The organism is Pyrolobus fumarii 1A (assembly GCF_000223395.1).
GTDB classification, from domain to species: Archaea; Thermoproteota; Thermoprotei_A; order Sulfolobales; family Pyrodictiaceae; genus Pyrolobus; species Pyrolobus fumarii.
In genome coordinates this window covers 1,461,584-1,483,875 of record NC_015931.1, presented here as the reverse complement: position 1 = coordinate 1,483,875, position 22,292 = coordinate 1,461,584, and the positions used below count along the sequence as shown (strand labels likewise).

The 22,292-nt window shown below is 52.0% G+C and carries 31 protein-coding genes; 16 read left to right on the top strand and 15 right to left on the bottom strand.

Going from position 1 to position 22,292, the window contains the following annotated elements; all coding sequences use genetic code 11:
• Nucleotides 1-8 precede the first annotated feature (8 nt).
• From PYRFU_RS07810 to PYRFU_RS07800, 3 genes are all read left to right on the top strand, one after another.
• The gene (locus PYRFU_RS07810) at nt 9-1,913 is read left to right on the top strand and encodes an aldehyde ferredoxin oxidoreductase family protein (RefSeq protein ID WP_167827905.1); all 1,905 of its coding nucleotides are present in this window, start codon (nt 9-11) and stop codon (nt 1,911-1,913) included.
• Nucleotides 1,880-2,638, top strand: a complete 759-nt coding sequence (locus PYRFU_RS07805; RefSeq protein WP_014027122.1) for an ABC transporter ATP-binding protein — start codon at nt 1,880-1,882, stop codon at nt 2,636-2,638. Before PYRFU_RS07810 ends, PYRFU_RS07805 begins: the two co-directional genes overlap by 34 nt.
• A gap of 67 nt (nt 2,639-2,705) precedes the next feature.
• On the top strand, nt 2,706-3,206 hold the full coding sequence (locus PYRFU_RS07800; protein ID WP_014027121.1) for a helix-turn-helix domain-containing protein: 501 nt from the start codon (nt 2,706-2,708) through the stop codon (nt 3,204-3,206).
• On the opposite strand, the gene PYRFU_RS10250 is transcribed toward PYRFU_RS07800, so the two are convergent.
• Nucleotides 3,131-3,367 carry a KEOPS complex subunit Pcc1 gene (locus tag PYRFU_RS10250; protein WP_083818573.1) on the bottom strand — a complete coding sequence of 79 codons (237 nt, stop codon included), beginning with the start codon at nt 3,365-3,367 and terminating at the stop codon, nt 3,131-3,133. The genes PYRFU_RS07800 and PYRFU_RS10250 overlap by 76 nt on opposite strands.
• A gap of 257 nt (nt 3,368-3,624) precedes the next feature.
• On the opposite strand from PYRFU_RS10250, the gene PYRFU_RS07795 reads away from it, so the two are divergent.
• From PYRFU_RS07795 to PYRFU_RS07780, 4 genes are all read left to right on the top strand, one after another.
• On the top strand, nt 3,625-4,941 hold the full coding sequence (locus tag PYRFU_RS07795; protein ID WP_014027119.1) for a hypothetical protein: 1,317 nt from the start codon (nt 3,625-3,627) through the stop codon (nt 4,939-4,941).
• A 47-nt stretch (nt 4,942-4,988) separates the two neighbouring features.
• Nucleotides 4,989-5,525, top strand: a complete 537-nt coding sequence (gene ppa, locus PYRFU_RS07790; protein ID WP_014027118.1) for an inorganic diphosphatase — start codon at nt 4,989-4,991, stop codon at nt 5,523-5,525.
• 83 nt (nt 5,526-5,608) lie between these two features.
• Nucleotides 5,609-6,001, top strand: a complete 393-nt coding sequence (locus PYRFU_RS07785) for a hypothetical protein (protein ID WP_048191913.1) — start codon at nt 5,609-5,611, stop codon at nt 5,999-6,001.
• A gap of 71 nt (nt 6,002-6,072) precedes the next feature.
• On the top strand, nt 6,073-6,951 hold the full coding sequence (locus tag PYRFU_RS07780) for an ARMT1-like domain-containing protein (RefSeq protein WP_048191911.1): 879 nt from the start codon (nt 6,073-6,075) through the stop codon (nt 6,949-6,951).
• On the opposite strand, the gene hmgA is transcribed toward PYRFU_RS07780, so the two are convergent.
• The 3 genes from hmgA to PYRFU_RS07765 form a co-directional block, all read right to left on the bottom strand.
• On the bottom strand, nt 6,907-8,187 hold the full coding sequence (gene hmgA / locus PYRFU_RS07775) for a hydroxymethylglutaryl-CoA reductase (NADPH) (protein WP_014027115.1): 1,281 nt from the start codon (nt 8,185-8,187) through the stop codon (nt 6,907-6,909). The two genes, PYRFU_RS07780 and hmgA, sit on opposite strands and share 45 nt — an antisense overlap.
• Nucleotides 8,188-8,235: 48 nt before the next feature.
• Nucleotides 8,236-8,565, bottom strand: a complete 330-nt coding sequence (locus PYRFU_RS07770; RefSeq protein WP_167827904.1) for a hypothetical protein — start codon at nt 8,563-8,565, stop codon at nt 8,236-8,238.
• Between the two features lie 132 nt (nt 8,566-8,697).
• Complete coding sequence (locus PYRFU_RS07765; RefSeq protein WP_014027113.1) at nt 8,698-9,648, bottom strand: isoaspartyl peptidase/L-asparaginase; 951 nt, start codon at nt 9,646-9,648, stop codon at nt 8,698-8,700.
• 76 nt (nt 9,649-9,724) lie between these two features.
• On the opposite strand from PYRFU_RS07765, the gene PYRFU_RS07760 reads away from it, so the two are divergent.
• Both PYRFU_RS07760 and PYRFU_RS07755 read left to right on the top strand, forming a co-directional pair.
• Nucleotides 9,725-10,678 (top strand): ADP-ribosylglycohydrolase family protein, encoded by a 954-nt coding sequence (locus PYRFU_RS07760; RefSeq protein ID WP_014027112.1) that lies wholly within the window; start codon nt 9,725-9,727, stop codon nt 10,676-10,678.
• Nucleotides 10,679-10,734: 56 nt separating this feature from the next.
• Nucleotides 10,735-11,709, top strand: a complete 975-nt coding sequence (locus PYRFU_RS07755) for an ABC transporter ATP-binding protein (protein WP_014027111.1) — start codon at nt 10,735-10,737, stop codon at nt 11,707-11,709.
• On the opposite strand, the gene PYRFU_RS07750 is transcribed toward PYRFU_RS07755, so the two are convergent.
• Entirely contained in the window at nt 11,706-12,293 is a 588-nt protein-coding gene (locus PYRFU_RS07750) for a YkgJ family cysteine cluster protein (RefSeq protein ID WP_014027110.1), read from the bottom strand. The two genes, PYRFU_RS07755 and PYRFU_RS07750, sit on opposite strands and share 4 nt — an antisense overlap.
• A 60-nt stretch (nt 12,294-12,353) precedes the next feature.
• Nucleotides 12,354-12,644, bottom strand: a complete 291-nt coding sequence (locus tag PYRFU_RS07745; protein ID WP_014027109.1) for a 30S ribosomal protein S26e — start codon at nt 12,642-12,644, stop codon at nt 12,354-12,356.
• A gap of 96 nt (nt 12,645-12,740) precedes the next feature.
• Between PYRFU_RS07745 and PYRFU_RS07740 the strand changes: the two genes are divergently transcribed.
• Genes PYRFU_RS07740 through PYRFU_RS10550 form a run of 4 tightly spaced genes read left to right on the top strand, consistent with a single transcriptional unit; the run spans nt 12,741 to nt 15,058 of the window.
• Nucleotides 12,741-13,466, top strand: a complete 726-nt coding sequence (locus PYRFU_RS07740) for a helix-turn-helix domain-containing protein (protein WP_014027108.1) — start codon at nt 12,741-12,743, stop codon at nt 13,464-13,466.
• Nucleotides 13,420-13,842 carry a PIN domain-containing protein gene (locus PYRFU_RS07735; RefSeq protein WP_014027107.1) on the top strand — a complete coding sequence of 141 codons (423 nt, stop codon included), beginning with the start codon at nt 13,420-13,422 and terminating at the stop codon, nt 13,840-13,842. Before PYRFU_RS07740 ends, PYRFU_RS07735 begins: the two co-directional genes overlap by 47 nt.
• Nucleotides 13,843-13,850: 8 nt before the next feature.
• A complete protein-coding gene (locus tag PYRFU_RS07730; protein ID WP_014027106.1) occupies nt 13,851-14,849 on the top strand; it encodes an SPL family radical SAM protein in 999 nt (332 codons plus the stop codon).
• The gene (locus PYRFU_RS10550) at nt 14,759-15,058 is read left to right on the top strand and encodes a hypothetical protein (protein ID WP_167827903.1); all 300 of its coding nucleotides are present in this window, start codon (nt 14,759-14,761) and stop codon (nt 15,056-15,058) included. The genes PYRFU_RS07730 and PYRFU_RS10550 overlap by 91 nt, the downstream gene beginning before the upstream one ends.
• Here the strand turns inward: PYRFU_RS10550 and PYRFU_RS10545 are convergent.
• From PYRFU_RS10545 to PYRFU_RS10045, 3 genes are all read right to left on the bottom strand, one after another.
• Entirely contained in the window at nt 15,055-15,264 is a 210-nt protein-coding gene (locus PYRFU_RS10545) for a hypothetical protein (protein ID WP_167827902.1), read from the bottom strand. The two genes, PYRFU_RS10550 and PYRFU_RS10545, sit on opposite strands and share 4 nt — an antisense overlap.
• A gap of 128 nt (nt 15,265-15,392) precedes the next feature.
• Nucleotides 15,393-15,830: a hypothetical protein gene (locus PYRFU_RS07725; protein WP_167827901.1), complete on the bottom strand. Its 438-nt coding sequence runs from the start codon at nt 15,828-15,830 to the stop codon at nt 15,393-15,395.
• Between the two features lie 60 nt (nt 15,831-15,890).
• The gene (locus PYRFU_RS10045) at nt 15,891-16,208 is read right to left on the bottom strand and encodes a hypothetical protein (RefSeq protein WP_052296968.1); all 318 of its coding nucleotides are present in this window, start codon (nt 16,206-16,208) and stop codon (nt 15,891-15,893) included.
• Nucleotides 16,209-16,288: 80 nt separating this feature from the next.
• Between PYRFU_RS10045 and PYRFU_RS07715 the strand changes: the two genes are divergently transcribed.
• Nucleotides 16,289-16,894, top strand: a complete 606-nt coding sequence (locus PYRFU_RS07715) for a hypothetical protein (RefSeq protein WP_014027102.1) — start codon at nt 16,289-16,291, stop codon at nt 16,892-16,894.
• Here the strand turns inward: PYRFU_RS07715 and PYRFU_RS07710 are convergent.
• Nucleotides 16,871-17,110, bottom strand: coding sequence for a hypothetical protein (locus PYRFU_RS07710; protein WP_014027101.1), 240 nt, complete (start codon nt 17,108-17,110; stop codon nt 16,871-16,873). The two genes, PYRFU_RS07715 and PYRFU_RS07710, sit on opposite strands and share 24 nt — an antisense overlap.
• A 165-nt stretch (nt 17,111-17,275) precedes the next feature.
• Complete coding sequence (locus tag PYRFU_RS07705) at nt 17,276-17,503, bottom strand: hypothetical protein (protein ID WP_014027100.1); 228 nt, start codon at nt 17,501-17,503, stop codon at nt 17,276-17,278.
• A gap of 59 nt (nt 17,504-17,562) precedes the next feature.
• On the opposite strand from PYRFU_RS07705, the gene PYRFU_RS07700 reads away from it, so the two are divergent.
• The gene (locus PYRFU_RS07700) at nt 17,563-18,168 is read left to right on the top strand and encodes a hypothetical protein (RefSeq protein WP_014027099.1); all 606 of its coding nucleotides are present in this window, start codon (nt 17,563-17,565) and stop codon (nt 18,166-18,168) included.
• A 54-nt stretch (nt 18,169-18,222) separates the two neighbouring features.
• Here the strand turns inward: PYRFU_RS07700 and PYRFU_RS07695 are convergent, their stop codons facing one another.
• The 3 genes from PYRFU_RS07695 to PYRFU_RS07685 all read right to left on the bottom strand — a co-directional run bounded on the left by PYRFU_RS07695 (nt 18,223) and on the right by PYRFU_RS07685 (nt 21,467).
• The gene (locus tag PYRFU_RS07695; RefSeq protein ID WP_014027098.1) at nt 18,223-18,582 is read right to left on the bottom strand and encodes a hypothetical protein; all 360 of its coding nucleotides are present in this window, start codon (nt 18,580-18,582) and stop codon (nt 18,223-18,225) included.
• 73 nt (nt 18,583-18,655) lie between these two features.
• The gene (locus PYRFU_RS07690; RefSeq protein WP_014027097.1) at nt 18,656-20,203 is read right to left on the bottom strand and encodes a DUF2070 family protein; all 1,548 of its coding nucleotides are present in this window, start codon (nt 20,201-20,203) and stop codon (nt 18,656-18,658) included.
• A 7-nt stretch (nt 20,204-20,210) separates the two neighbouring features.
• Entirely contained in the window at nt 20,211-21,467 is a 1,257-nt protein-coding gene (locus PYRFU_RS07685) for a hypothetical protein (protein WP_014027096.1), read from the bottom strand.
• 43 nt (nt 21,468-21,510) lie between these two features.
• Between PYRFU_RS07685 and PYRFU_RS10540 the strand changes: the two genes are divergently transcribed.
• Complete coding sequence (locus tag PYRFU_RS10540; protein WP_014027095.1) at nt 21,511-22,029, top strand: hypothetical protein; 519 nt, start codon at nt 21,511-21,513, stop codon at nt 22,027-22,029.
• Here the strand turns inward: PYRFU_RS10540 and PYRFU_RS10245 are convergent.
• Entirely contained in the window at nt 21,946-22,269 is a 324-nt protein-coding gene (locus PYRFU_RS10245) for a TIGR00304 family membrane protein (RefSeq protein WP_244403929.1), read from the bottom strand. The genes PYRFU_RS10540 and PYRFU_RS10245 overlap by 84 nt on opposite strands.
• Nucleotides 22,270-22,292 lie beyond the last annotated feature (23 nt).

Sequence of the window (22,292 nt, the reverse complement as noted above, 5' to 3'; positions counted from 1 at the left end):
GTCACCTCATGGGCTCACTGCCCGGGTATGCCGGTAGGATAGCTGTAATTGATCTCAGCGAGAGTGAGGTCAGTATACTCGAGACTCCAGGCTGGTTACGCGAACTGTTTGTCGGCGGTAAAGGGTTCGCGTATGCACTAGTCGCTAGGTATGCACCCTTCTCGACTTCAGACCCTCTATACGACCCGTCTAATGTTGTCGTCGTTGCTGCTGGCGCATTAACCGGTGTTGCACCAGGCTCTAGCAAAGTCGCCTTTGCAGCAAGGAGCCCCCTTACCAACATGATATGTGATTCGTACTCTGGGCAAGTGTTCGCCGCTAAGCTGCGTTACGCTGGTTTCGATGCCCTCGTGTTAAAGGGGGTATCACCCGAGCCGGTGTATATCTACGTTGAATCGGGTAAAGTTGAGATTAGGAGCGCCTCGCACATATGGGGCGCCTATGTTAGCGACGTGACTGAGACTTTATGGCGCGAGACTAAGAGAGGCGCCAGTATAGCTGCGATCGGCCCCGGCGGCGAGAAACTAGTTAGATACGCGAATGTTATGATAGATGGCTTTAGGGCCGCTGGACGCTGTGGCATTGGCGCGGTCCTGGGCTACAAGCGCGTGAAGGCCATTGTTGTTTATGGTGGTCGTCGACCCACTCTTGTCAACGAGGATGAGTGGAGAAAGACATACATCGACGTGTATAAGAGTCTGCAAGAGCATCCTGCTGCTAGGTACATGTCAAAGTACGGTACTAACAACGGCGTTGTCACATGTTCGAAGTGGTCAATGTGCCCAGGTAAACACTGGATGATACCCTCCCCTTCGCGGGAGCTAGTTGAAAAGATGTCCGGCAAAGCTGTACTGGCACGCGAGGTTGGGAAGGAGGTATACTCTCGTTACGCTGGCATAATCTGGGGTTGGGGGTGTCCTGTTAAGTGCAGCAAACTAGTGAAGCCTCAGCTGAAAGGCTTCGAACACCTGGTGGTCAAGCCGGAGTACGAGCATCTAACTATGCTTGGCGTGATATTCAACATCTACGATGTAGATGAGGTGCTTCGGTTAGAGTGGCTGGTCAACAATCTGGGGCTAGACTCTATCAGCTTTGGCGAGACTGCCGCCTGGCTAATAGAACTCTATGAGAACGGTCTAGTGCGGAAGGAAGAGCTTGACGGGCTTACCGTCGAGCCTAAATTCGGCGATCCGAGGGTAGCTGAGGAGCTAGCAAAACTCGTAGCTGAGAGACGCGGTATAGGCGCGATACTAGCCGAGGGCGTTGAGAGAGCGTCAAGAATACTCGGTAGGGGTGAGGATAGGGCTGTCCACGTTAAGGGTTTGGAGTCTGCAGCGTGGGATCCAAGAGGACGGAGAGCTATGGCCCTTAGTTACGCTACGGCGGATGTCGGTGCATCGCACCTACGTGGATGGCCCGAGCCACACTCCAAGCCAAGTGATGGCCCTGCAGAAGAGATGGTCGAGAGTCTAATCAACGACCGCGACTGGAAGGCACTAATGGATGCACTTGGGCTGTGCGCCTTCGTACCATACGATCGCGACCAAGTAGATAAGTTGCTTCGCGTGACACTGGGCAGAAGTTTTGATGAGGTGTGGCCAGTTGGAGCCCGTACTGAGGCCATAGCAAGGATATACGGCGCTCTAGTAGGGAGAGTGCCAGAGGGCGACACGATACCCAAGAGGTGGATGGAGCCTATACCGGATGGCCCACTGAAGGGCGAAAAAGCCTTCCGCGACTGGGACGAGTTCAGGAGGGCTCTCCTAAAGTTCTATAAGCTCAGAGGCTACGACGAGAAGCTTGGCATTCCAAAGAGGGAGACCCTCGAGAAACTTGGACTCACGAAACTAGAGTGGCTTATGGAGGCTTGGAGGCGGGCATGGGAGGAAGTAGAGCGCCGCATAAGCTCGTAATCTCTAAACTCACGGTAGCATTACCAGGCTTTAAGCTAGGTCCTGTGAGCTTAGAGCTGAGTACAGGCCTCCATGCTATTCTAGGTCCCAACGGCTCGGGTAAAACAACACTCTTACGCAGCATAGCCGGCCTCGTCAAGCCACTGAACGGGCGTATACTGCTCAACGGGAAACCATTATCACCACCGTGGAGGTTTGTATCCGCTAATCTGGCTACTGCACCACTAGGATTCGGTGCAAGAATAGCCGATTATGCCCGTGTAATACTCTACCGTTTGCATGGTGAAAACTGGCTTGAGAGGATTAGACGAGTTTTCGCCGAATTCGAAGTAGAGTGGTTAATTTGGAGGAGATGGGAGGAGCTCAGTGATGGGCAGAGGAGCCTCGCACAGACTCTCGTTACTCTAGCCAGAGGCACGCCAGTTATACTCCTGGATGAGCCGTTTGCACACCTAGACCCCTACTGGCAGTGCAAACTTGCTATGCTATTGAAGCGGTACTCGAGGAGTCGTATAATCGTGTATACCACGCACGAGTTTACAACACCGCTTACCAGCGACACACTTACAATAATGGCCAACGGCAAGGTGCTTAGCCACGGAGAGCCCAGTACCACACTTACGCCGAGTATCCTCAAACGCGTATATGGGGTAGATTTCGCTATTATCCCTGGGGTTGGGCTCCTTCCAAGCTGCGGGGCCGATGAGATACGGGCTATACCCTGAGCTACTGCCGTGAAGAGGTGCCGCGGCTTAAACCTCTCGAGGCCCCAGTTTACCCATGGCGTCCAGATTGGAGGAGATTGGCGCACAACTCGCATCACTTTTCGAGGCGCTGCCGAAGAGCGCTAGACGAGAGATTATCCGGGTGCTTGTAGAGGATAGGGGTCTGTTGAAGAGCGAGATAGCTCGAAAGATGGGTGTCACCCCATCAGCCGTTACTAGGTTCATGCGGGGCGATGCAGCTCCTAGCCCGGAGAGCCTGGCAAAGCTATATGAGAGTCTGGAGCCAGAAGACCAAGCCATTATAATCAAAATAGTGTTGGACTACATAGCGTCGTTGCTACGCACCACGGCAGCGATCCTTGCAAACATAACGCCTTTGCTCGACAAACACACACATCGTCTCATACAAGTTTCCATTGAGGAGGTGGTTGACGAGGCAGCGTCACTTCTTGAGGCCGCGGAGGGCTACAGCGGGGCTCACTCATCACATTCTCAGCTAGGGGAGCGTTTCTCGTCAACACCCTCCGCGGCTTCCAAGAGAGACTCTATGCTGCGAAGCAGGCTATAGACATATTCCATTACTTCGTCTAGGGTTGCACGTACGCTCATCACTCTCTCTACGGGCGCCTCTATCTCAACCACAACAACATCGTCCCCTATCCTCTCTCGTATCACTAGCCAGTCTGGCGCCTCACGGTTATCTGGCCTTATCGCTTCCACAATCGCCACACATTCACGATTTTCACAAGGTATGCTAAGAGTGACACGTATGTGCGAGGTGCATGACTGGGGTCGGACCTGCGCGGGCACCCCATCCTCCCCCTTAGAGGACGTCGGCCCTTTCGAGCCTCCTCACACCCCACTCTGTTGCATCGCACCAAAGACCCTATAATACTGCGACGCTTTGCATGCCCCTCCTCAACAACAACTACCCTTTTAAGCTATGTTCCTGCCCACCGATGTACATGATAGGGGTATAAGGTGGTATGCCGAGACTACCGAGACGAGCGACGCTGCTGTTACTTGGACTGCTCGGTTTATCTACGCTGATAAACGTCTACGATTATCGGGTATTCCGAAACTGGTTCATCGCCAGCCAACTTCTAGGAGTGTTTAACCTGTATGCCGCTGCACCCGTACTTGGCCACGAATTTCGCGTGGTATACCCACCGCTTGCCCCATTGCTCTTCCTCGCAAGCCTGGCTTTCATAGCAGCTATCTACCCAAGCTACGTTATGAGCACAATACCCGCCATACCCATTCGAGCCGCTCTCAAAGCACCAATCATCGCCCTGCTCTATGTCGGGTATAGTGTCTTAGAGCGGCGCGTGGGGCCGGACGCAGCTAAACTATTCATATTCAACATTGTAGTGCTCGCAGTCATCAATGTCTATTCGTTTGATATCCCGGCCACAGTTGCTGCACTGCTAGCAATCTATAGTGGCGCTTCGTCACCAGTTTTAGCCGCAGCTCTTACGGCAACAGCAACGTTACTGAAACAAAGCTTTGCACTACTAGTACTACCTCTAACCCTATACTATGCTACCAAGAGAGATTGGAGATCATTAGGTCTCTTCGCAACAAGCTATACCACGATAATCTTGTGCGTGACGCTACCATTCCTGGTATTTAGCGGTTTTACGCCTCTCCTCGACTACCTGTTACTCTTTCACGCCGAGCGTCTTCCACAAGGCGTCTCTATCTGGATGCTACCCTTGCTACTCTCAGGCTACAATATCAAAGTGGGGAAGACTCTCAGCAGCTACTGGGTTATACCTTTCGTTGCGCTTCTCGCCATAGGCTTGTATCGTGTTAGACATGTTTTAGATGCTCCCGAAGGCTTGGAGGTCGCAACAACACTTGTCCTATTAGCGTTCTTGGCTACGTCTAAGGTGCTAAATCCACAGTATATGGTGTGGCCTATACCATTCCTCGCTGCACTAGCCGCCAGGGGCAAAGCCAGACGCGCCTACAAGCTATACACTATCGCAGCCCTGCTCGAGGTATTCTACCCAGTACTCTACATAACATCCGCGGCTGTCGTCGCGAAACCGTTCTTCCTGGAAGAAGAGGCTAGATGGGCACCAGCAAGCATGGCTGTAGGTCTTGTTGAGGACTCGCTTCCCGAGATAGGCACGTTACTACTCGCAGTACTGCGTAGCCAACCATTCTATTCTCTATTCGAGCTGGTATACACCGCATGGCCGTTTATACATGCATGCCTTGCACTAGCCTATACTACGCTCATGCTACTCGTATTCGTTGATGTCATAAATGCTGCTAAACTACGGCCTAGTGAGTAAACCGGGTTATACCGGGGGCTTAACCTCTCACCCAGTGGTGGCCCTGGATGGTCGACCTTGAGAAGATTGGCCCTGGTGAAAAGGCGCCGGAAATCGTGAACGTGCTTATAGAGATACCTATGGGCAGCGGCGTTAAGTACGAGTTTGACAAGGAGGCTGGAGTCATCAAGGTCGATAGGTTCCTTTACACTAGCATGGTTTACCCGTTCAACTACGGCTTCATACCAGGCACCATGGAGGAGGATGGCGACCCTGTAGACGTTCTCGTTATAACGAGAGAGCCTCTGCTACCCGGTGTCGTGATAGAAGCTAGGCCTGTAGCACTACTTATCATGGAGGATGAGGAAGGCCCAGATAGCAAGGTAGTTGCTGTACCTAAGGACAAACTCGACCCAACGTTCAGCAACATCCGCGATGTTAATGACTTGCCAGAAGCACTCAAAGAGCGTATCAAACACTTCTTCGAGCATTACAAGGAGTTAGAACCCGGTAAATGGGTTAAAGTCAAGGAGTGGCGCGGTGCTGACGAGGCACGCAAGAAGATAATGGAGGCTATACGTAGGTACCGTGAGGCTAAGTCCTAAGGAGGTGGCAGACCATAGCAAGACCCCCACTACCTCAAGTCGTTTTACTTCTCGTGTTAACACTACTCGTTACGCCGGTTCCCGTGCTCGCGCTCACCCCGAGCAATACCTTCGTAGCAAAGCTATACTGTAATGGCGTGTTGACCGCCATAGGCACCGCCATTTATACGCATGGCGTGTGGCACGTGGATACATACCCGCCTGTCTCGGAGTGCCAGGGTGTACTCGTGGACACTCGTAAAGCTTTGACGATAGTGTTAAGCCATGGAAGCATTGAAGAAGAAACTGAAAACATGTTGGTGTATAGTATCACGGTACCAATTGCTAGGGGGTCATACGTGGTACTCGAAGCTGTACTTGTGAAGACTTCAAGTAAAACCACAACCGTGATGGCCGTGTTAGAGTTTGCCGCGATCATCGCCCTGATAGGTGCTATATATGCGTGGAGTATACGACACAAAATCGAAGTATTATAACATCTATCCCTCTGCTCATAGTTTATAGCCCCGTCGGGCATCACGCCGAACCATGCGAGCAAGGTGATAGAGTGAAAGTCAAGCCTCTTTGCGCCGCATGCACGCTCCTAACACGTGCACGCGAACTCGAAAAACTCTCGGGGTTGAACGTTGAGGACTCCCTGGCAAGCTTTAGGAGCATAGCTGAATCCGTCGGTGTCTATCTCGGCCCGGATATCGAGCTATCACTTCTCGCAACAGTTAGTTTTAGAAGACTCAAGAGTATCGTCGGCGTTGATGATGTGTATGCGGAGATCAAGAAGGAGCTTGAACCTGCAGTACGTGAAGCTGTAGAGACAATAAATGAGAAGCTGCTAAGACTTGAAGGTACTGAAAGATTCCATTTCGCTCTAAAAGCCGCTGTAGCAGGCAATGCTCTTGACCTCGCAAGACCCTACCTAGATCCGTATATCCATGATGCGACCTCAGTTTCGAGAATAGAACTTAGGAGGAACGAGGCTGCAGAGTTATACAATCTTTTACATGCAGGCAAGGTGAATGTCATAGCATACGTTTTCGATAGTAGCCTTGAGGCACTCTATGACACACTCTTTATAAAGGTCTTGAGGGAGAACGGTGCTACCGTCATAGGCGTTGTTAAGAGCGATACTTTTGAGGATGACGCAACTATAAAGGAGCTTAAACGGCTGGGTGTGATAGATTATCTAGATGATGTTATCGAGACAGGTAGTGATGCAGCCTCTCTTATAGTGGACGAGGTGAATGAGGAGGCTATCAAAGTAGTTAATGACGCCGATGCTGTTATAGTCAAGGGCGCAATGAATCATCTCCACTTCGTGAACAATAGGCTTGGTAAAAGGGTCTATAGCTTGATGCGCGTTCCTTGCAAGTTTCTAGCACAAGAGCTAGGGGTTAACCTTGGATCCTATGTTGCTGTCCGAGCGATTTAGCTCACCTCTACCAAGTTTTATGTGCGCTTTTGCCAGGTGCCCCGCCGCTAAGGCTGCTAGAAGACTAAGTTCACCTGCTAGTACCGTGGCCGCCACAATCTCTGCAAACTTCTTGGCGTTGGTGCCCGGAGGGTTGCCTGAACCCCCAACGCCCATTAGTGCAAGTGCCTCGCGCTGAGTCGGTAGTCTTGTACCACCCCCTACCGTGCCGACCTCCAGACTCGGTAACGTAACCGAGATGTACAAGTCGCCGTTTCTCACCTCGGTCCATGTGTAGCCCATGCTACTCTCAACCACCTGTGCAACGTCTTGCCCAGTTGCTATGAAAATGGCTGCAATAATGTTAGCATAATGCGCGTTGTACGACAAGCTGCCTGCTCTCGCCGAACCCATGAGGTTCTTGGCCACGTTAACCTCATGTATAGCTTCAGGAGTTGTTTTCAGCACCTCCCTAACCACGTCACGCGGTATTATCGCCTCGGCCACGACGGTCTTACCGCGCCCAAGTAGCATGTTCAAAATTGATGGTTTCTTGTCAACACACATGTTTCCACTTAGTGCCACAACACGAATATCACCGTCATAGTTGTTGAGTAGTTCTTGCAACGCCTTATCCACAGCTATGGTGACCATATTCATGCCCATGGCGTCGCCGGTTTCGAATTCAAAACGAAGCCATACTAGGTTGCCCGTTATCCACCACGTGAGGCCCTTTAGCTTGCCATGCCTGGTAGTCGACTCTGCAGCCTTCTTTAGCACGTCTATGTTCTCCTCGACCCATTTTACCAGCTTGACAGCCTCCTCGACGCTCGGCGTCCATATTACTGGCGCTCTGGTCATACCATCTCTTAGTATCCGAGTCTTTGCGCCACCGGCCAACGTTACCGCTTTTGCACCACGATTAACACTCGCCACTAGCGCACCTTCAGTCGTTGCGAGAGGTACGTAGAAGTCTCCCCTTGCATACTCCCCTTGCACTCTAAGAGGGCCTACGATGCCAACAGGCACTTGAACTGCTCCTATAGGGTTCTCAATGTTCCTGCCAACAAGCTCCTCGAAATCAAGTATAGTCGAGCCTATCGATGAGAGGCTTACGCCCGTTATCTTCTCGAGCGCTAGTCTCCTAACGAGTGCGGCTAGGTTAGAGTTACCCAGTAGCTTGTCAAGCTCATGTAGTTTAACCTCGCCTTTAACTACACGCTCGACTATTTCGCGAAGGTCACGCCCCTCAACCACGCGCCACACACCACCAGATAGGGGCTGCCTAGGGGGGCTAACGCCTCCTCATCCACCGCCGTGCGACACGGCGGCGTTAGAGGCGCCTGGGGCGGCTCCAAACAGCTCCTCTTCTTGCACTACTTTTCTCCCTATCGGAGGCTTGAGGCAAACAAGTGCAGCTATAGGTACAAGGGGCGTCACAATTATCGATGCCATCGCGACTACCTTGCACTCGTCACTAGCTCTCCCCCACAATCTTCTAGCCACCATGTAGAATGCTAGGCCGGCCAACGGATACAGTAATGCTAGTATGCACGAGGCGCGGGGTTTCTTCATGACGCTGCATAGCAAAGCCGTTGTTGCTATGACTGTTGACGCCGCTAGGCCCGCCGTCACACGGAACCATACACCGGCCCCCATGTGGTAAAGCACTAGCAAGCTAGAAACGGCTGCAACCAATGTACCTAATGAGCTTAAGGCCACTAGTTTATGGAGCCTCCAGCTGTTGATGCACACACTCCTACCTGATCACCCCTTGGTAGTTACCAGGCAGGCTTCTAAAGACCTGGGTGTGGCTACACCGGTCGGCATCCTGGCGTTTGTCGCCGCATACCCACACCCATTCGCATCGACTATTATCACGCCAAGCGTGTTCTCCCCGAACGTTCTTGTGTGCTCCTCCACTACACGGCGTAGCGCCTCCTCCGGCTGCTCACCATCTTCAATCAACTCTGCTATGCATCTACACGCCATCGAGAGGATTATCGTCTCGCCGATACCCGTGGCGGAACACGCAACCCTCCTAGTCGCATAGAAGCCTGCACCCGGTATTGGCGTATCCCCGACTCGCCCCCTCAGCTTGCCAGACACACCACCCGTACTGGTAGCTGCCGCAAGACCACTGTGCGGGCTGTAGGCAACAGCCCCTACAGTATCTGCCCCATTAAGTTCTAGTATCGAAAGCTTCCCCGACGCTATCCTTGCTAATATCTTCTCCCTCGATTTTATCATGTTCTTTGCATGTGTAGCCACTCTCTCTGGCATGGGGCCCGGGTGCGCCGCAACCCCAAAGGACTCGCCTAATGCGTCCGCACCCTCACCCGCTATTATTACATGGGGAGTCTCAAGTGCAACCACAAGAGCGGCTAGTATAGGGTTTCGCAGCCTTTGCACTCCGGCTACAGCACCCACGAGACCCCAAGACGTCATTAACCCGGCATCCATTTCTAAGACGCCGTCAAGTGTGAGGACGCTCCCCAATCCGGCGTTCAGCACTCCACTATCCTCCATGAATTTAACAGCAGCTACTACCGCGTCGAGCACATCCCCTTCCACAAGCTTTACGTAGCCGACACGCGCCGCCTCACGAACAACGTCTAATGCCTTCACAACACGCTTCTTGTCCCACCCTCCTGCACCACCATGTGTAACTACAATACCCTCTCGCGAGCAACCTAGGTGAGCGACAGCCACGCTCATAGCAAGACCCGTTTAACCACTAACCTTAGCCTATAAACCGGGTTTCTAGCCCAAGAGGTACGAAAGAGGTGAGCATGTGACGCTGTACAGAGCAGCACGCGCCATATTTCTCGCGCTAAGTGTTGGTGACGCACTTGGCTTACCCCTAGAGATTAGCGGCACCCCTCCACACAACAAATGGCTGGAAGATCCGAAGGGGGTAACTCCTGTACGCATAGGAGACCGTATTGCATACAGCGATGACACAGAGCTTACGTTGATACTGGCAAGGAGCATCGTAGACTCATGCGGGTTTAACCCGGTTGTGTTCGTAAAGAGGCTGGCCGAGGAGGCACGAACATGGGATCCTATCCGTAACTATGGTCTTGGCGTGGCTGAGGTTGTTGAGGCTGTTAGAAGGGGACGCGACTGGAGAGTCGCTGCTAGACTAGCATGGGGTGGTCAGGGTAGCTTTGGGAACGGCGGTGCTGTACGCGTTCCACCCATACCGATATTCTACACTACACGCGACGCTGTTGAGGCTATGGCTGTCGCGCAAGCCATGGTGACGCATACCCACCCGTTGGGCGTAGAGGGTGCACGCCTACACGCCCTGGCATTATACGAGTTGATGCATGGTATGGATGTCGAAGAGCTACCCTACTACCTGGCCCGCGAGACTATGTACGAAGAGTTCCGCGAGAGGCTGGAACTCATACAAGAATTGATAGATGCTAGCCCGGAGAGGGTGGCAAAGGTGATAGGGAATGGTAGTGCAGCGTTCGAGTCTATACCGGCAGCCGTCTACGTGCTGGTAAGAGCACGGGGAGATCCTGTTCGTAGCATAGCATATGCGCTGAGCTTGGGCGGCGACACTGACAGTATAGCCGCGTTGGCCTCCTCGCTGGCTGCAGCAGCGAACCCGGACCTAGTGCTCAATAACCCATTCATGACGAGGATGTTCCAAATGCTAGAGGATAACGAGGTTATACTCGAGACGGCCGATTCTACAGTAGAGGCTAGTATTAGGTGCCACGAAACCCCCTTCTAATCCCACGGTAAAATGGATTAGGGTCTCGTGTATCGACTAGCCACGGGCTAGACAAGTTGCCGATACTGGAGGTTAGAGACCTCCACGTGCACTACTACACGCTACGTGGAGTAGTACGAGCAGTAGAAGGTGTAAGCTTCACGCTAGAGAGGGGTGAAGTACTTGGCATAGCAGGCGAGAGCGGCAGTGGCAAGAGTACAGTAGCCTACAGTCTCCTTAGGCTAGTCCCGCCTCCCGGGAAGATAGTGAAAGGCAGTATAGTGATAGATGGCATCGATATAATGAAGCTGAGTGAAGCCGAGTTACGGAGCAAGGTACGTTGGCAGAAGATAAGCATGGTGTTCCAAGGTGCCGCTAACGTCCTCGTGCCGGTGTATACCGTTGGGTACCAGATAGCCGAGCCTCTGATAATACACAAGGGTTTGAGCAAGAAGGAGGCTCTAGAAAGAGCAAAGGAGCTTCTCAAGATGGTTGGGCTCCCACCTAGCTTTGTGAACAGGTATCCACACGAGCTTAGCGGCGGCCAGAAGCAGCGCGTGGTTATAGCAATGGCGTTGGCGCTACACCCAAATGTAGTGATAGCTGATGAGCCTACAACCGCCCTTGACGTTGTGGTTCAAGCCCAGATCCTAAACCTGCTCAAAAGGCTCAAGAAGGAGCTTGGCATGAGCATGATACTCATCAGCCACGACTTGAGCGTCATAGCCGAGCTGGCCGACAAGGTAGCAATAATGTATGCAGGTCATATTGTAGAGTACGGTCCCGCCGAGCGCGTCTACACTAACCCGCAACACCCATACACGAGAGCACTTCTAGCTGCCATACCTCGCCTACGAGGCCCAAAGTCCAAGCTACGTTACATACCGGGCTCTCCTCCGGATCTACGCAACCCTCCACCAGGATGTAGATTCGAACCAAGATGTAGCGAGGCGCCCAGCGAGCTCCGCGAGAAGTGTCGACGAGAACTACCGCCACTCATAGAAGTCGAAAAGGGGCACTATGTACGATGCTGGCTACATGCTGCACGTTAAACAGAGCCTAACATCTCGAGTTTATCCAGATCTGCCCACTCCGCACCTCCTTCGGCCTCCTTCCATACCTCCTCCAATAGCCTCTCAACAGCATCCTGTGGCTCGAGACCTTCCTCGTAAACCAGCCTAAACAGCCTTCTGTAATGCTCGCGACGTTCCCTGACATACTCCTCGATAAGACGCATCGATACTCTCGTCTCACTACCCTTGTCGACACCCGGACACATGAGATCGAGGTAGAACCTCTCTGGCTTAAGGGACTCGATTATCACGGGATAGAGGCGGCATCTCATGGGCCTAGCTGGGTATATCACACAGAGTGTCTCACCACTCGGCTTTCTTTCCATGAATACACATTCCCCGTTACCCTTGTCGCGAAGCGAGAAGAACGGCACGATATCAGCTATTATCACCTTGACGTAGCTTTTTAGCACATCACGCCATCCTATACCCAGAAACTTTGCTATCCTCACTATGTCAAACGCTGTTAGCGATACGTTAGGACCCGTACCACAGCAGAAGTCGCAACGCACGCACTTAAACCGAAACGCCTCGTCAAGCCGAAGTACACGATACCTTGTCATGGCACGAACCTAACGTTGTGCACCTGCTTAAAAAGGTGAGGTTAGCTTGTAAAGCAAGTTTTAGATCTGGACTGAGGGCTTCGGCTTGCGCTCCTCGCGCGGCCTCTGCCTCACAATGCCATAGTGTATCGCGCAGCTCACACAATAGCACTTCTCGACGGGATACTTCATTATGATGGCGCCCTTCTTCTCAAGCTCGCGTGCCAACTGTGGGTCAACCGGAGAGTAGTACCTGGTTACACATATCGCTTTGTCACGTGGTATTATCCTACCACAGTTGTCACACTGGACTACGCCCACGTGACCCTTAGAACCCTTGTGCCTACCTCTGTTCTGCCTCTTCTTGGGCACTCTCGGCACCCGGTCATTATCGCCACACTCCCACTCCTAATAAGAGTGGGGGTGAGCATAGCCACCTAGTGAGGCCCCTGGGGAGGGCCCGGTAACGTGAAGACCACTGCACTCGCTGTTGCCCGACGCATAGCTGGCGATATAGTGATGTCAGCGTCACCGGGCGCTGCGATGAAGAAGTGGCGAGAACTGTTTGGCGTTACTCGAAGCGAGATAGCTAAACGCATGGGTGTAAATCCAACGGTAATCTCTGATTACGAGCGCGGCAGGAGGCAGCCTGGTGCGCGATTCGTAAAGAGATTTGTTGAGGCGCTTCTCGAGATAGATGCTGAAAGAGGGTGGCCTGTCACACGTAAACTCGCCCGTCATCTGACTGTTGAAGAGAGGGGTGTCATCGAGCTTAGGGATTTCGAGGAAGGAATCCGATTCGATGAGCTCCTAGCGGCTGTTGATGGTGTGCTTCTAACGAGCCACACGGCTGAGAGGATATACGGCTACACAATACTCGATAGCCTGGAGGCTATCGAGGTATTCGAAGGAAACGAGTTCATTTACATAATGGGCATGACTAGCGAGCGCGCATTGATCTTCACACGGGTGGGGACCGGCAGGTCACCTATGATAGCGGTTAGAGTTGCACCGATAAAACCGGCCGTAGTGGTTATCCACGGCCCTCGTGAGAACGTGGACCCTCTGGCCATCAGACTGGCTGAGGCTGAGAGACTTCCGCTAATCCTTTCCACACTACGTAGTGTCAATGAGCTGGTAGAGAGACTTGCTAAGCTCGCGCCCAGCATGGAGAATCGCGGAAGCAGTTTATGACACTAGTGCGCTAATGCTCCTAGCTGAGGGGGTTCCCGTCTTCGAACTTGTTGAAGAGGTTCTAGGCGCTAAGCCAAGATGTGTCGTGCTACCCCAGGTGCTCGAAGAGCTTGAGCGGCACGCATCCTCTCGTAGCGTTAGGAAAAGAGTCGCAGCACGCCTAGCTATCCAGATAGTCTCGAAGAGGGGTTGTGTAACACCCAATTTTAGGGCAGGTAGACTCGCAGACGATGCAATAGTAGAGTATGTGAGGCGGAATATACACGCTATAGCCGTCACCGCCGATACAGGTTTGCACCGGCGTCTACTTCAACTCGGCATACCGCATCTCTACTACCGTGAGGAGGGTAGACGCTTCGAAGCAGCTGGGGTGTAGAGCCGCTAATGACACGGAAGTCGGGCTTAGTGATACGCTCTTTCGACCCATGGTCTAGCCCGCTATGCACCTGCCCGCCCAAGTACTCGTTACAGCCGTATACCGGTTGTAGCCACTTCTGCAGGTATTGCTACGCAACCGCGTACATAGGCATGAAGAAGAGCACGCCTAAGCAGAGGTTACTGGAGAGGCTGGAATACGACTTAAAGCGCTTTGTGAACCCTTGCCTTACAATCAACATGTCTACTAGTAGTGACCCATACCCTCCAGAGGAGCGCGTCTATAGGCTCACAAGAAGAGTTCTTGAATTTCTCGTACCACGTGGCTACCGTATACTCATCACTACAAAATCTAGCCTCGTAGCCAGAGACGCAGATGTACTAGCTAGGGGCAACACCGCTGTAACGATAACAATTACCACCCTTGACGATGAGCTTGCACGGAAGCTTGAGCCTGGTGCACCATCACCGCGTGAACGCATAGAGGCGATACGTAGACTGCACGAGTATGGCGTGCCAGTTGGTATACGCCTGGATCCTCTACTCCCCCACCTGAATGACGATGAGGAGTCTATACGCGAGGTTCTAGAAGCCGCCCATGATGCTGGCGCGAGGTTCGTGGTAACGTCTACCTACAAGGCGAGACCTGATAACCTAAAGCGGGTTATAGAGACATTCCCAGAGCTTCGTGACCTCTATGAGAGAATGTACAAACGCGATGGCACGTGGATGCATGGGTATTGGTACCTACCTGCCAATAAACGCCTCGAGATGATAATGCGGGTCAAGAGGATCGCAGACAAGCTAGGTTTGGAGTTCGCAACGTGCAGAGAAGGGTTCAAGCACCTGCATACCGCTCCGTCCTGCGATGGCAGCCACTTAATACCTAACCGTGTCCCTCTTCCACGGGGATCTAGATGCAGCGGAAACGCATTGTCATCGAAGTTAGGGGTAGAAAGGGCGAGTATTGGGCTGAGACGGCATATGCATGGCTCCGAGAGGACATAGCGGATATACTCTCACGAGAATACGGTGTTGAGATAGATGTGAGGTTTGTCGAAGAGGATAGAGACGAGCCTGTGATAGCATGCTGCGGAGAAGTACTTGAAGAGATACCGGGCGAGCCGGGCTACCTTATAGAGGCGCTGAAGAAGTTGCTCGACAAGGTGGTGATGAGCGGAGCCTCGCAAGGACCTGGAGGGGATGACGGAGCTTAACTTCGCTGAGCCTCTCTTATTAGCTCGGCTAACCACTTCTCTGTGAGCCTTACCAGGCTGCTGGGTGGTTTTCTAGGAGGTTTGCCGCCGCGCGACCGACACTCTACGCATATGCGCACAACCGGGTTATACTGGATAGAACACTCGTCACAGACGAGTCTGCTACACACTGCACACGTTCCTACAGCAAGTCTCTTGCCACACAAACGACACACCGTAGCTTCACACGCTAGACAGAGACCATGCCTGCCTATGCACTCGGTACACACACGTCTACGGCATAAACGGCATTCGCTGATTGCTGGCCTAGCCCAGCACAGCTCACAATAGTCCGTCACTCCTCCTCAGCCTCTTCTTCCACCTCCTCAACCTCCTCTTCAACCTCCTCCTCTTCTCTTGCAACGCCGACTTCACGTGCTATCTTCTCAACAAGGTTCTTGTACTCCTGGAGTTCCTTCCGACTCCTTGCATAAACTATGGCCACATAGTCGTCACCACGGGGCTCGATAACCACCGTTACGTGTGGCACGCGCAGCACAAGCTGGGCCGCAAACCTGGTGACCCTCGTGGACGCTATGGGTATCTCTACCTTGTACTTCATACCGTTAAGAGGAACGCGTTCAACACTCTCAGCTACCAGCATACCGCTTGACGATGAAGTACTAGTAGAGCGCTGCTTGCCTCTACGCTTACGACGCCCAGTCGAGACTATAGCATAGACTTCCTTTACTCGGAGCCATACTCCCCGGTGCTTCAGGTAGACTGGCATCACTATCCCACATACCATCGGCGCTTGTCACAAGTTAACGTTACTCTCCAACACCCGCCAACCCTACATCATCACACCAAGCTCGTCTCGTATCACTCCTTTCCTAACTAAGGTCTCATACGCTCTCCAGATCCTTTTGACCGTGACATGCCTAACCTCGAACCCTTTAGACTCCAATATGTGGAGGACCACATCCGGGAATTCATCGGGATGTATACGTGTTGATACTCTCAATGCCTCCCTAACAGCCTCCATCACATCCCTTGACGTCGGGTATGGCTTTTTCTTATAGCTACGGTTGCGGTAGATACGCTTCTCCTCCTCTAGCACCTCCCGGAGTACATCCTCCGGAACCTCGTCCAGAGGCAGATCCGAGGGCATTACTGGTAACCCAGTTATAGGCGGTCCTACCTTCCCCATATTACCCCCGACGCTTAGCATCTAGTGTTGGCGGCAGTGCCTTGCCCCTACGTTCCACAGAGATCCTCCTAAAACGCACGGGCATACGTATAGGATATGATATGATACGTGCTGCTCACGCGTTAGTCCTTGACGCTAATCAAGTCATTATCGAGGCTAAGCCTCTCGAAGATGCCTCTGGCGGCGAAGCTCTAACGATGCAAGCGAGGCTTGCGGGGTGGCCCCAACGCAGCACACTCAACGATGCCGTAGTGATATTCTCTGAGGCTACAAAACCGCCGGAGAGGAGGCTAGAGGAGTTCTCAAAGACACTTTCGCTAGTCTCTCTCAGTGATAGCGGCGAGTATAGGGAGGAAAAGCCTGGACATATAGTTCTTCGACGCTTAGCGGGTGTACACATAGCTATAGAGCCCTACCATAAGTTTGTTGAGTACACGATAAGCCCTAATGTCAGACGGCGCGCCGAGAACCTTCACATCGAGGCTTACAGCCCAACACTCGTTAACATACTACTCGACAAGCTTCAGACAGCTACAGTATTCTACCTAGGACCGACGCAAATCGAAATACAAGAGAGGGGTAATGAGACGATAATCACTGTAAAGCCTTTGAAAGGCCACGAGTCAAGAGCAGCAAGCGAGAATTAAACTCTCTATGTTGGAATAGCTTACCATCGTCTCTACGGCCTTTGCCGCTATGTCCTCCGGACTCGGATCTACTAGTACACCATTCACGAGTACGCCCTTTACATTCGGAGAGTATATCACACGCACCCTGACGCCTAGCTCCTCTTCGAGAAGCGCTACTGCCTCGTACACCTCGTCTATGCAACACTCTCCAGTTATGATGTACGCAGTCTCCAACTGCCGATCCCGTATCAAACACTGGCATCGGGAGAGACGTGCATGTAGAGGGGAAAGTGATAACCGAGTATGCGGTCGTATATTACTGGCCCGTGTGACTCGGGCGCGTATCCGCCCGTAGGATGAACACGGGAGCGCGTCGGGCACTACACTGTATAGTCACGCTCACTTTCTGCATCTATAGCCACGCAGTTTCAAGTTGAAACGTTCAGCTATTTTACAAACCTCTCTAATTGGGAGAAGTGCTTGCGCACCAGAAGCCGTCTTTAACACCGCAATATCTCCCTTGACCTCGACTATCGCCTCTTCTTCGACAGTAGGGCGTAGCAGCTGGAGTAGCTCCTCTTTAGAAAGGAGGCCGCCAGAGGATTGACTCTTCTGTGTCCCGGGCAAGAGCACCCCCGTCGCATATAGGCCTCTGCTTCAAGTTTTCTGGGTTAAGGGTGATTGAGATGGGGAGCGATGCAAGTGTCCAGACACGAGTAGAGAATATACTGCTGGAGGCCGATAGGCTGGCTCTGCGTGTTCTTGCGCCAGCAGCGAGAAAATCAATTGTTGTACTCAAGAGTTTGTACAGAGGGGATAAGAGCGAGGATGAGATACTCGCGGAGTGTATGATGGTTTACCCGGGTTGCAAGAATCTCAAACCAACAATACTCTTCCTCGAAAAACTTGGTGTCGTGACACGCAAGCCATGGAAAGATGGGAAGTACTCCCTTACTGACTATGGACGTAGCGTTGCAGAAGCACTCTTCGATATCATTAAGGATGTGAGGAGCATAGTTGAGAGCGCATTACGCGGGAGCATGAACGTAATAGACTTGTATGTTCAGCTGGTGACACCCGCAATGAGTATGATAGAGATAGCACTTGGCTCGAGAACGAAGGTTGAACTACTGTTAACGCTCGTTATACATGCTTACATCTCCGCGTTAATAGCTAGCACGTTGAGCATACTGTCGAGAGAAGACCCGAGGTTCAAATCCGTGCTAGCCGAGATCGAGAAGATGATAGTGGGCGAGACTGGAGAGCAACTCGACGAGTTTAGCGATGAGTAAACAAAAGTTGACTGCTACATTATCGATAAAAGAAAAGAAAAAGAAACAATTTGGTTAGTTGTGCAGGGTCTCGTTGATCTTTACGCGTTGTACCATTCTCTCTATGCGGCTCATCTCTCTCATAATGCGCCTTCGTTCAATCTCTCTGAGCTCCTCCTGTACGCCTGGCATGTCTGGCGTTGCGTAGCGACCGCCGCGCAGCTCTACTATCAGTCCCTTCTCGCGCAATACGTGTAGTGCCTTTCTCAGCCTGTCTTCGCCAGCAATTCCGCTAAAGGCCTCTCGTAGCTCCTTCCACGTCACTGGCCTACCCTTTTCCACGATGAACTCGTACACTAGCTGCACTAGTTCATCGTCGTGCGGCGCTTTCATTACTATTATTTCCTCGTCTTCGTAGAGTACATTTAGCCTCATGGGGTCGACACCCTTAAAGTAGAAGGGTATTACGAGTTAATAAACTCACCTCTTTCGGAGTACAGCCCCCGTCTTAACCAACACCCCGAATAACTGCCCCTATTAGAGCAGCTATCAAGAAAAGCACATAGATCACCAAGGGCAGTGCCTTTGCCCGTACACCTCTTTCGAGCAGATGGCGTATCTCTTGTATCGTGTGCTCACCCCATACTCGTAGATTGTCGAAGCCACTAGCGTAGCTAATTCTACAATCGCCAGGAACACACATCTTGACGTTCTCTTGGAGTATTTTTGCGAGTTTCTCGCTCCATTTAAGCGGTGCAACACCTTCGTTTATCACTGCTGCACAGCTATGATCATCAATGGTTATCAGCACCGTTCTACTACCCAACACTTCCGTGTATTTTCTCGCTGCAAGCGGATCCACGTTGTTAGCTGGGAAGATTACCATGGTAACTCCGTTATTGTCGCATAGCACCTTTAGTACTAGGATCCAGTTGTCGCACATTTTGGCCTCATCTACTACCGAGTTATCAACTCTTACCAGCCTCCAGCAGCACCTAAGACTCCCTTTACACTCCTCTATTTTAGAAAGGAGGCTATTGACTACCTCGTGTAAGCCGCGTGTATCGACACTCTCTGTCTCAACGTTATGAGCATCGACTATCATCAACTTGTCATCCAGATGCTCAAGGGTTGAACACGGTATATCCTCCGTGCCGCTCCTATTCCATAGGATGACTGTCGGTCTTTCAACGCAACCTATTGCTAATGCATTCCAACCGCTCTTGTGGTTCACTAGAGTTGGTGTCAGGGGTTTACATTCGTGCCACGTTGCTACAAGAGCCTCCTTGACTAGACGCTGCGCATACGCCTCTGCCTCTTTCCTTGACACGATGTTTAACTCGTGGCTACCGCATCCATGCAGAGGAATAACTTTGTCCCGGCTATACTTCATCAACATTCGCGGCAAGTGACTACTGCCTGCGCCCCTGAATGGCCCGTAGTGGACACCCGGCACGATAAGAACTAGCTTTTCATCATCGCGTTTGAACATCAGGGCATGCCATTTTACGCGTCTCTCCTCGCCGCTAATCACCGTCTCAAGTGGCTCATAGTTATCGTCGGCCCAGGCTAGTATTGCTGCTCTCGCTACTTCAATGCCTCGCAATCCCAACGCTACCATAGGCACGAGAATTGCTATTATGCCGGAGGCCGCCGCGGCAAGAGACTCTATAAGCCCCAGCGGAAAGCTTACAACTGTCGCTATTATGACATAGATCATTGCGGTCTTTACACCACATAAGCCGCTTACTAGGAGAGCAAATGGGGCCGTAATGGCACTGACCAGCGGGCGTAAGCCGAGCGCAAACACGATCGCGTAGAGGATCATATAGGGAGTAGCGTATAGCAGGACACCAGCCGCTCTTCGCATATAGTGTCTACTGCACAGCCCAAAGCCCAGAAGATAAGCTACGATTACGAGAGCCTCTGGCACTATCAGCACTGGATAAAGAATTACTAACAAAGCATGAATCGCTACCAGAGGCGCAAGGAGTAGTCTTGGTGGCGAACGTACAAGGCTGTTGTATAACTGTACTGCTTTACCGCGGAGGCTCAAGCCTCCACTACCTTTCCACAGCGACCCGAGGCACGTCGAACCTCTTTACCACGGTTTTAGACCCTTTCTTTGCTATTATGGTTGCACGCGAACAATGAGAAAATACTACATGTAGAGCAGCAAGTAGGCTAGCCTGCTCCTCGGGGCTGTCAGCGCATATCCCCTGCGCAGCAAGAGCATATGGCGAGCCTGGAGCTATGAGTGTAGAGAATATGTTGTACATTGTGGGGATTGTCGCGATCAGCTTGTCTGCTTTAGCTATACGCCAGTAGCCTATCGGGCCCTTGACGACTTCAAAGAGCGCATATCCTTTCGCGGCCGCCTCTGCTAGCACACCATGCTGCAAGAATGTTGTAGACGTGCAACTCTGAAGAGGCGAAATTAGCGCGTCAAGTATGAGCGATTCTATACGCTTTGATAGTGGCTTCTCTGCTAGTTCTTTGGGACTTGGAATCTCGGCTACAAAGTCTAGAGTATACACCAATCCTTCCATTCTCAGCTTTAATTCCCCGTTAGACACGCTAACCTTAACTCCACAACCACTCACCTCAACATCCTTGCTGGCGAGAAGTGATATCCTTGCTGCAGGCCCTGTCTCAACAGTTTCGTTACCCACTAGGAGCGCATATTCTACACGCGGTGCCGCCACTCTCACCGGGTGTTCTGCGGGCTTGAACCGAGATACCATACCACCAACACGCATAACCAGAACATGGCTATCAACGACAACTCTAGGCTCAATATCTGCGCCGTCGATGCCCGCATACCCTGCTAAGGTGTCGACCGTCATGAGTTTGGCTCGTTTACCGCCACACTCGTAGCGCTCAACCAGCTTAGCGCTCCGCTTCCACTCGCTGAAGACCATCGCTGCTATACGTATGGCTTGCCTCGCATATTCTACTACAAGTGGCACTTGTATTCTCACGCCGCCGCTGTATATTGAACGCAGTATGCGGAAGCATTTGGAGGCTGCATGCCAATACTTGCTGCGTAATGGAGCGAAACTCGGATCGTGAAGTGCTTCTCCTATAAGCGGCGCTATGAGAACACCAAGTATTAGTGTCTCCCAACAGCTGCGTTCGATGCCAGCCAGTATGGGACTCGTAACATGCGTTTTACATGATGGACATAATGCCATTGTAACTGGTTTCTCGGTTACACTCCAAGCTTGGAGCGGTCTATGGAAAACCGCCAGGGTTATGCCATCGGGCTCGGCGTGAATTGTAGTCTCCGCTATCCCGCCTAGAGCAACATGCATAACCATTCTAGCGTCTAGCCTGGAGGCGGAACTTGGTATGGTGTCCTAATTGAGGGTTGTGTTTGGTATAATATACACGCCCTTTATCCCGGGTGGAGAGGAGCTAGAAGGCGCTATAGACGTGGCTAGAGCATCTCTAAAAGGATGCAATGTGGATGTCTATGACTTGGCGGCTGACGTGTTGACGGTGATAGACGTTGTCGGAGATTTTGATGTTATGCTTCTCGTTGCCCCAAGTACCCTCGGGTCTATCGGGACTATACGCCGAACGGTATACAGCCTGCCTACACACACATACGATCCATTCGAGATAGTAAACAGTATTCATGCAAGCATCGAGGGCAGCCTAGATGCACATGATCTCATTAAGGCTCTAGATGCTATGCTATCGGCTCAGGGTAAACACGCAAGACTAATACTGTATGAGTGCACACGTGGTTCTTGCAAGCGTGCACTAGAGGATGCTATCCGTGAAGCTTCCCTCTTAGCCGGGTGTAGCAACTCTCCTAAGAAGCATGGGCAGCGCAAAGAAGAGTACTATGAGCAGGATGACCAGGACTATAGATAACAGTAGCAACGTTTTCGCGACCCTCTCGCTGCTAGCAAGTATGATTGGGAAGGGGCCTATGATTATAACCGCACCACCCTCTGTCCTACCACCTTCAACCCGCTGCTGCCCAAAACTCCAGATGTTCAACAAGAAGCCTATCATCACTAACGCTACGCCCAAGAATATGAGCAGGAAACCGAGAGTCACGAGCGTGCTACCCCAGGGGTTAAAGACTTCCACCTGCTCGGGGCTCGCCACGCTCAACGCCGGTACAACTCCCT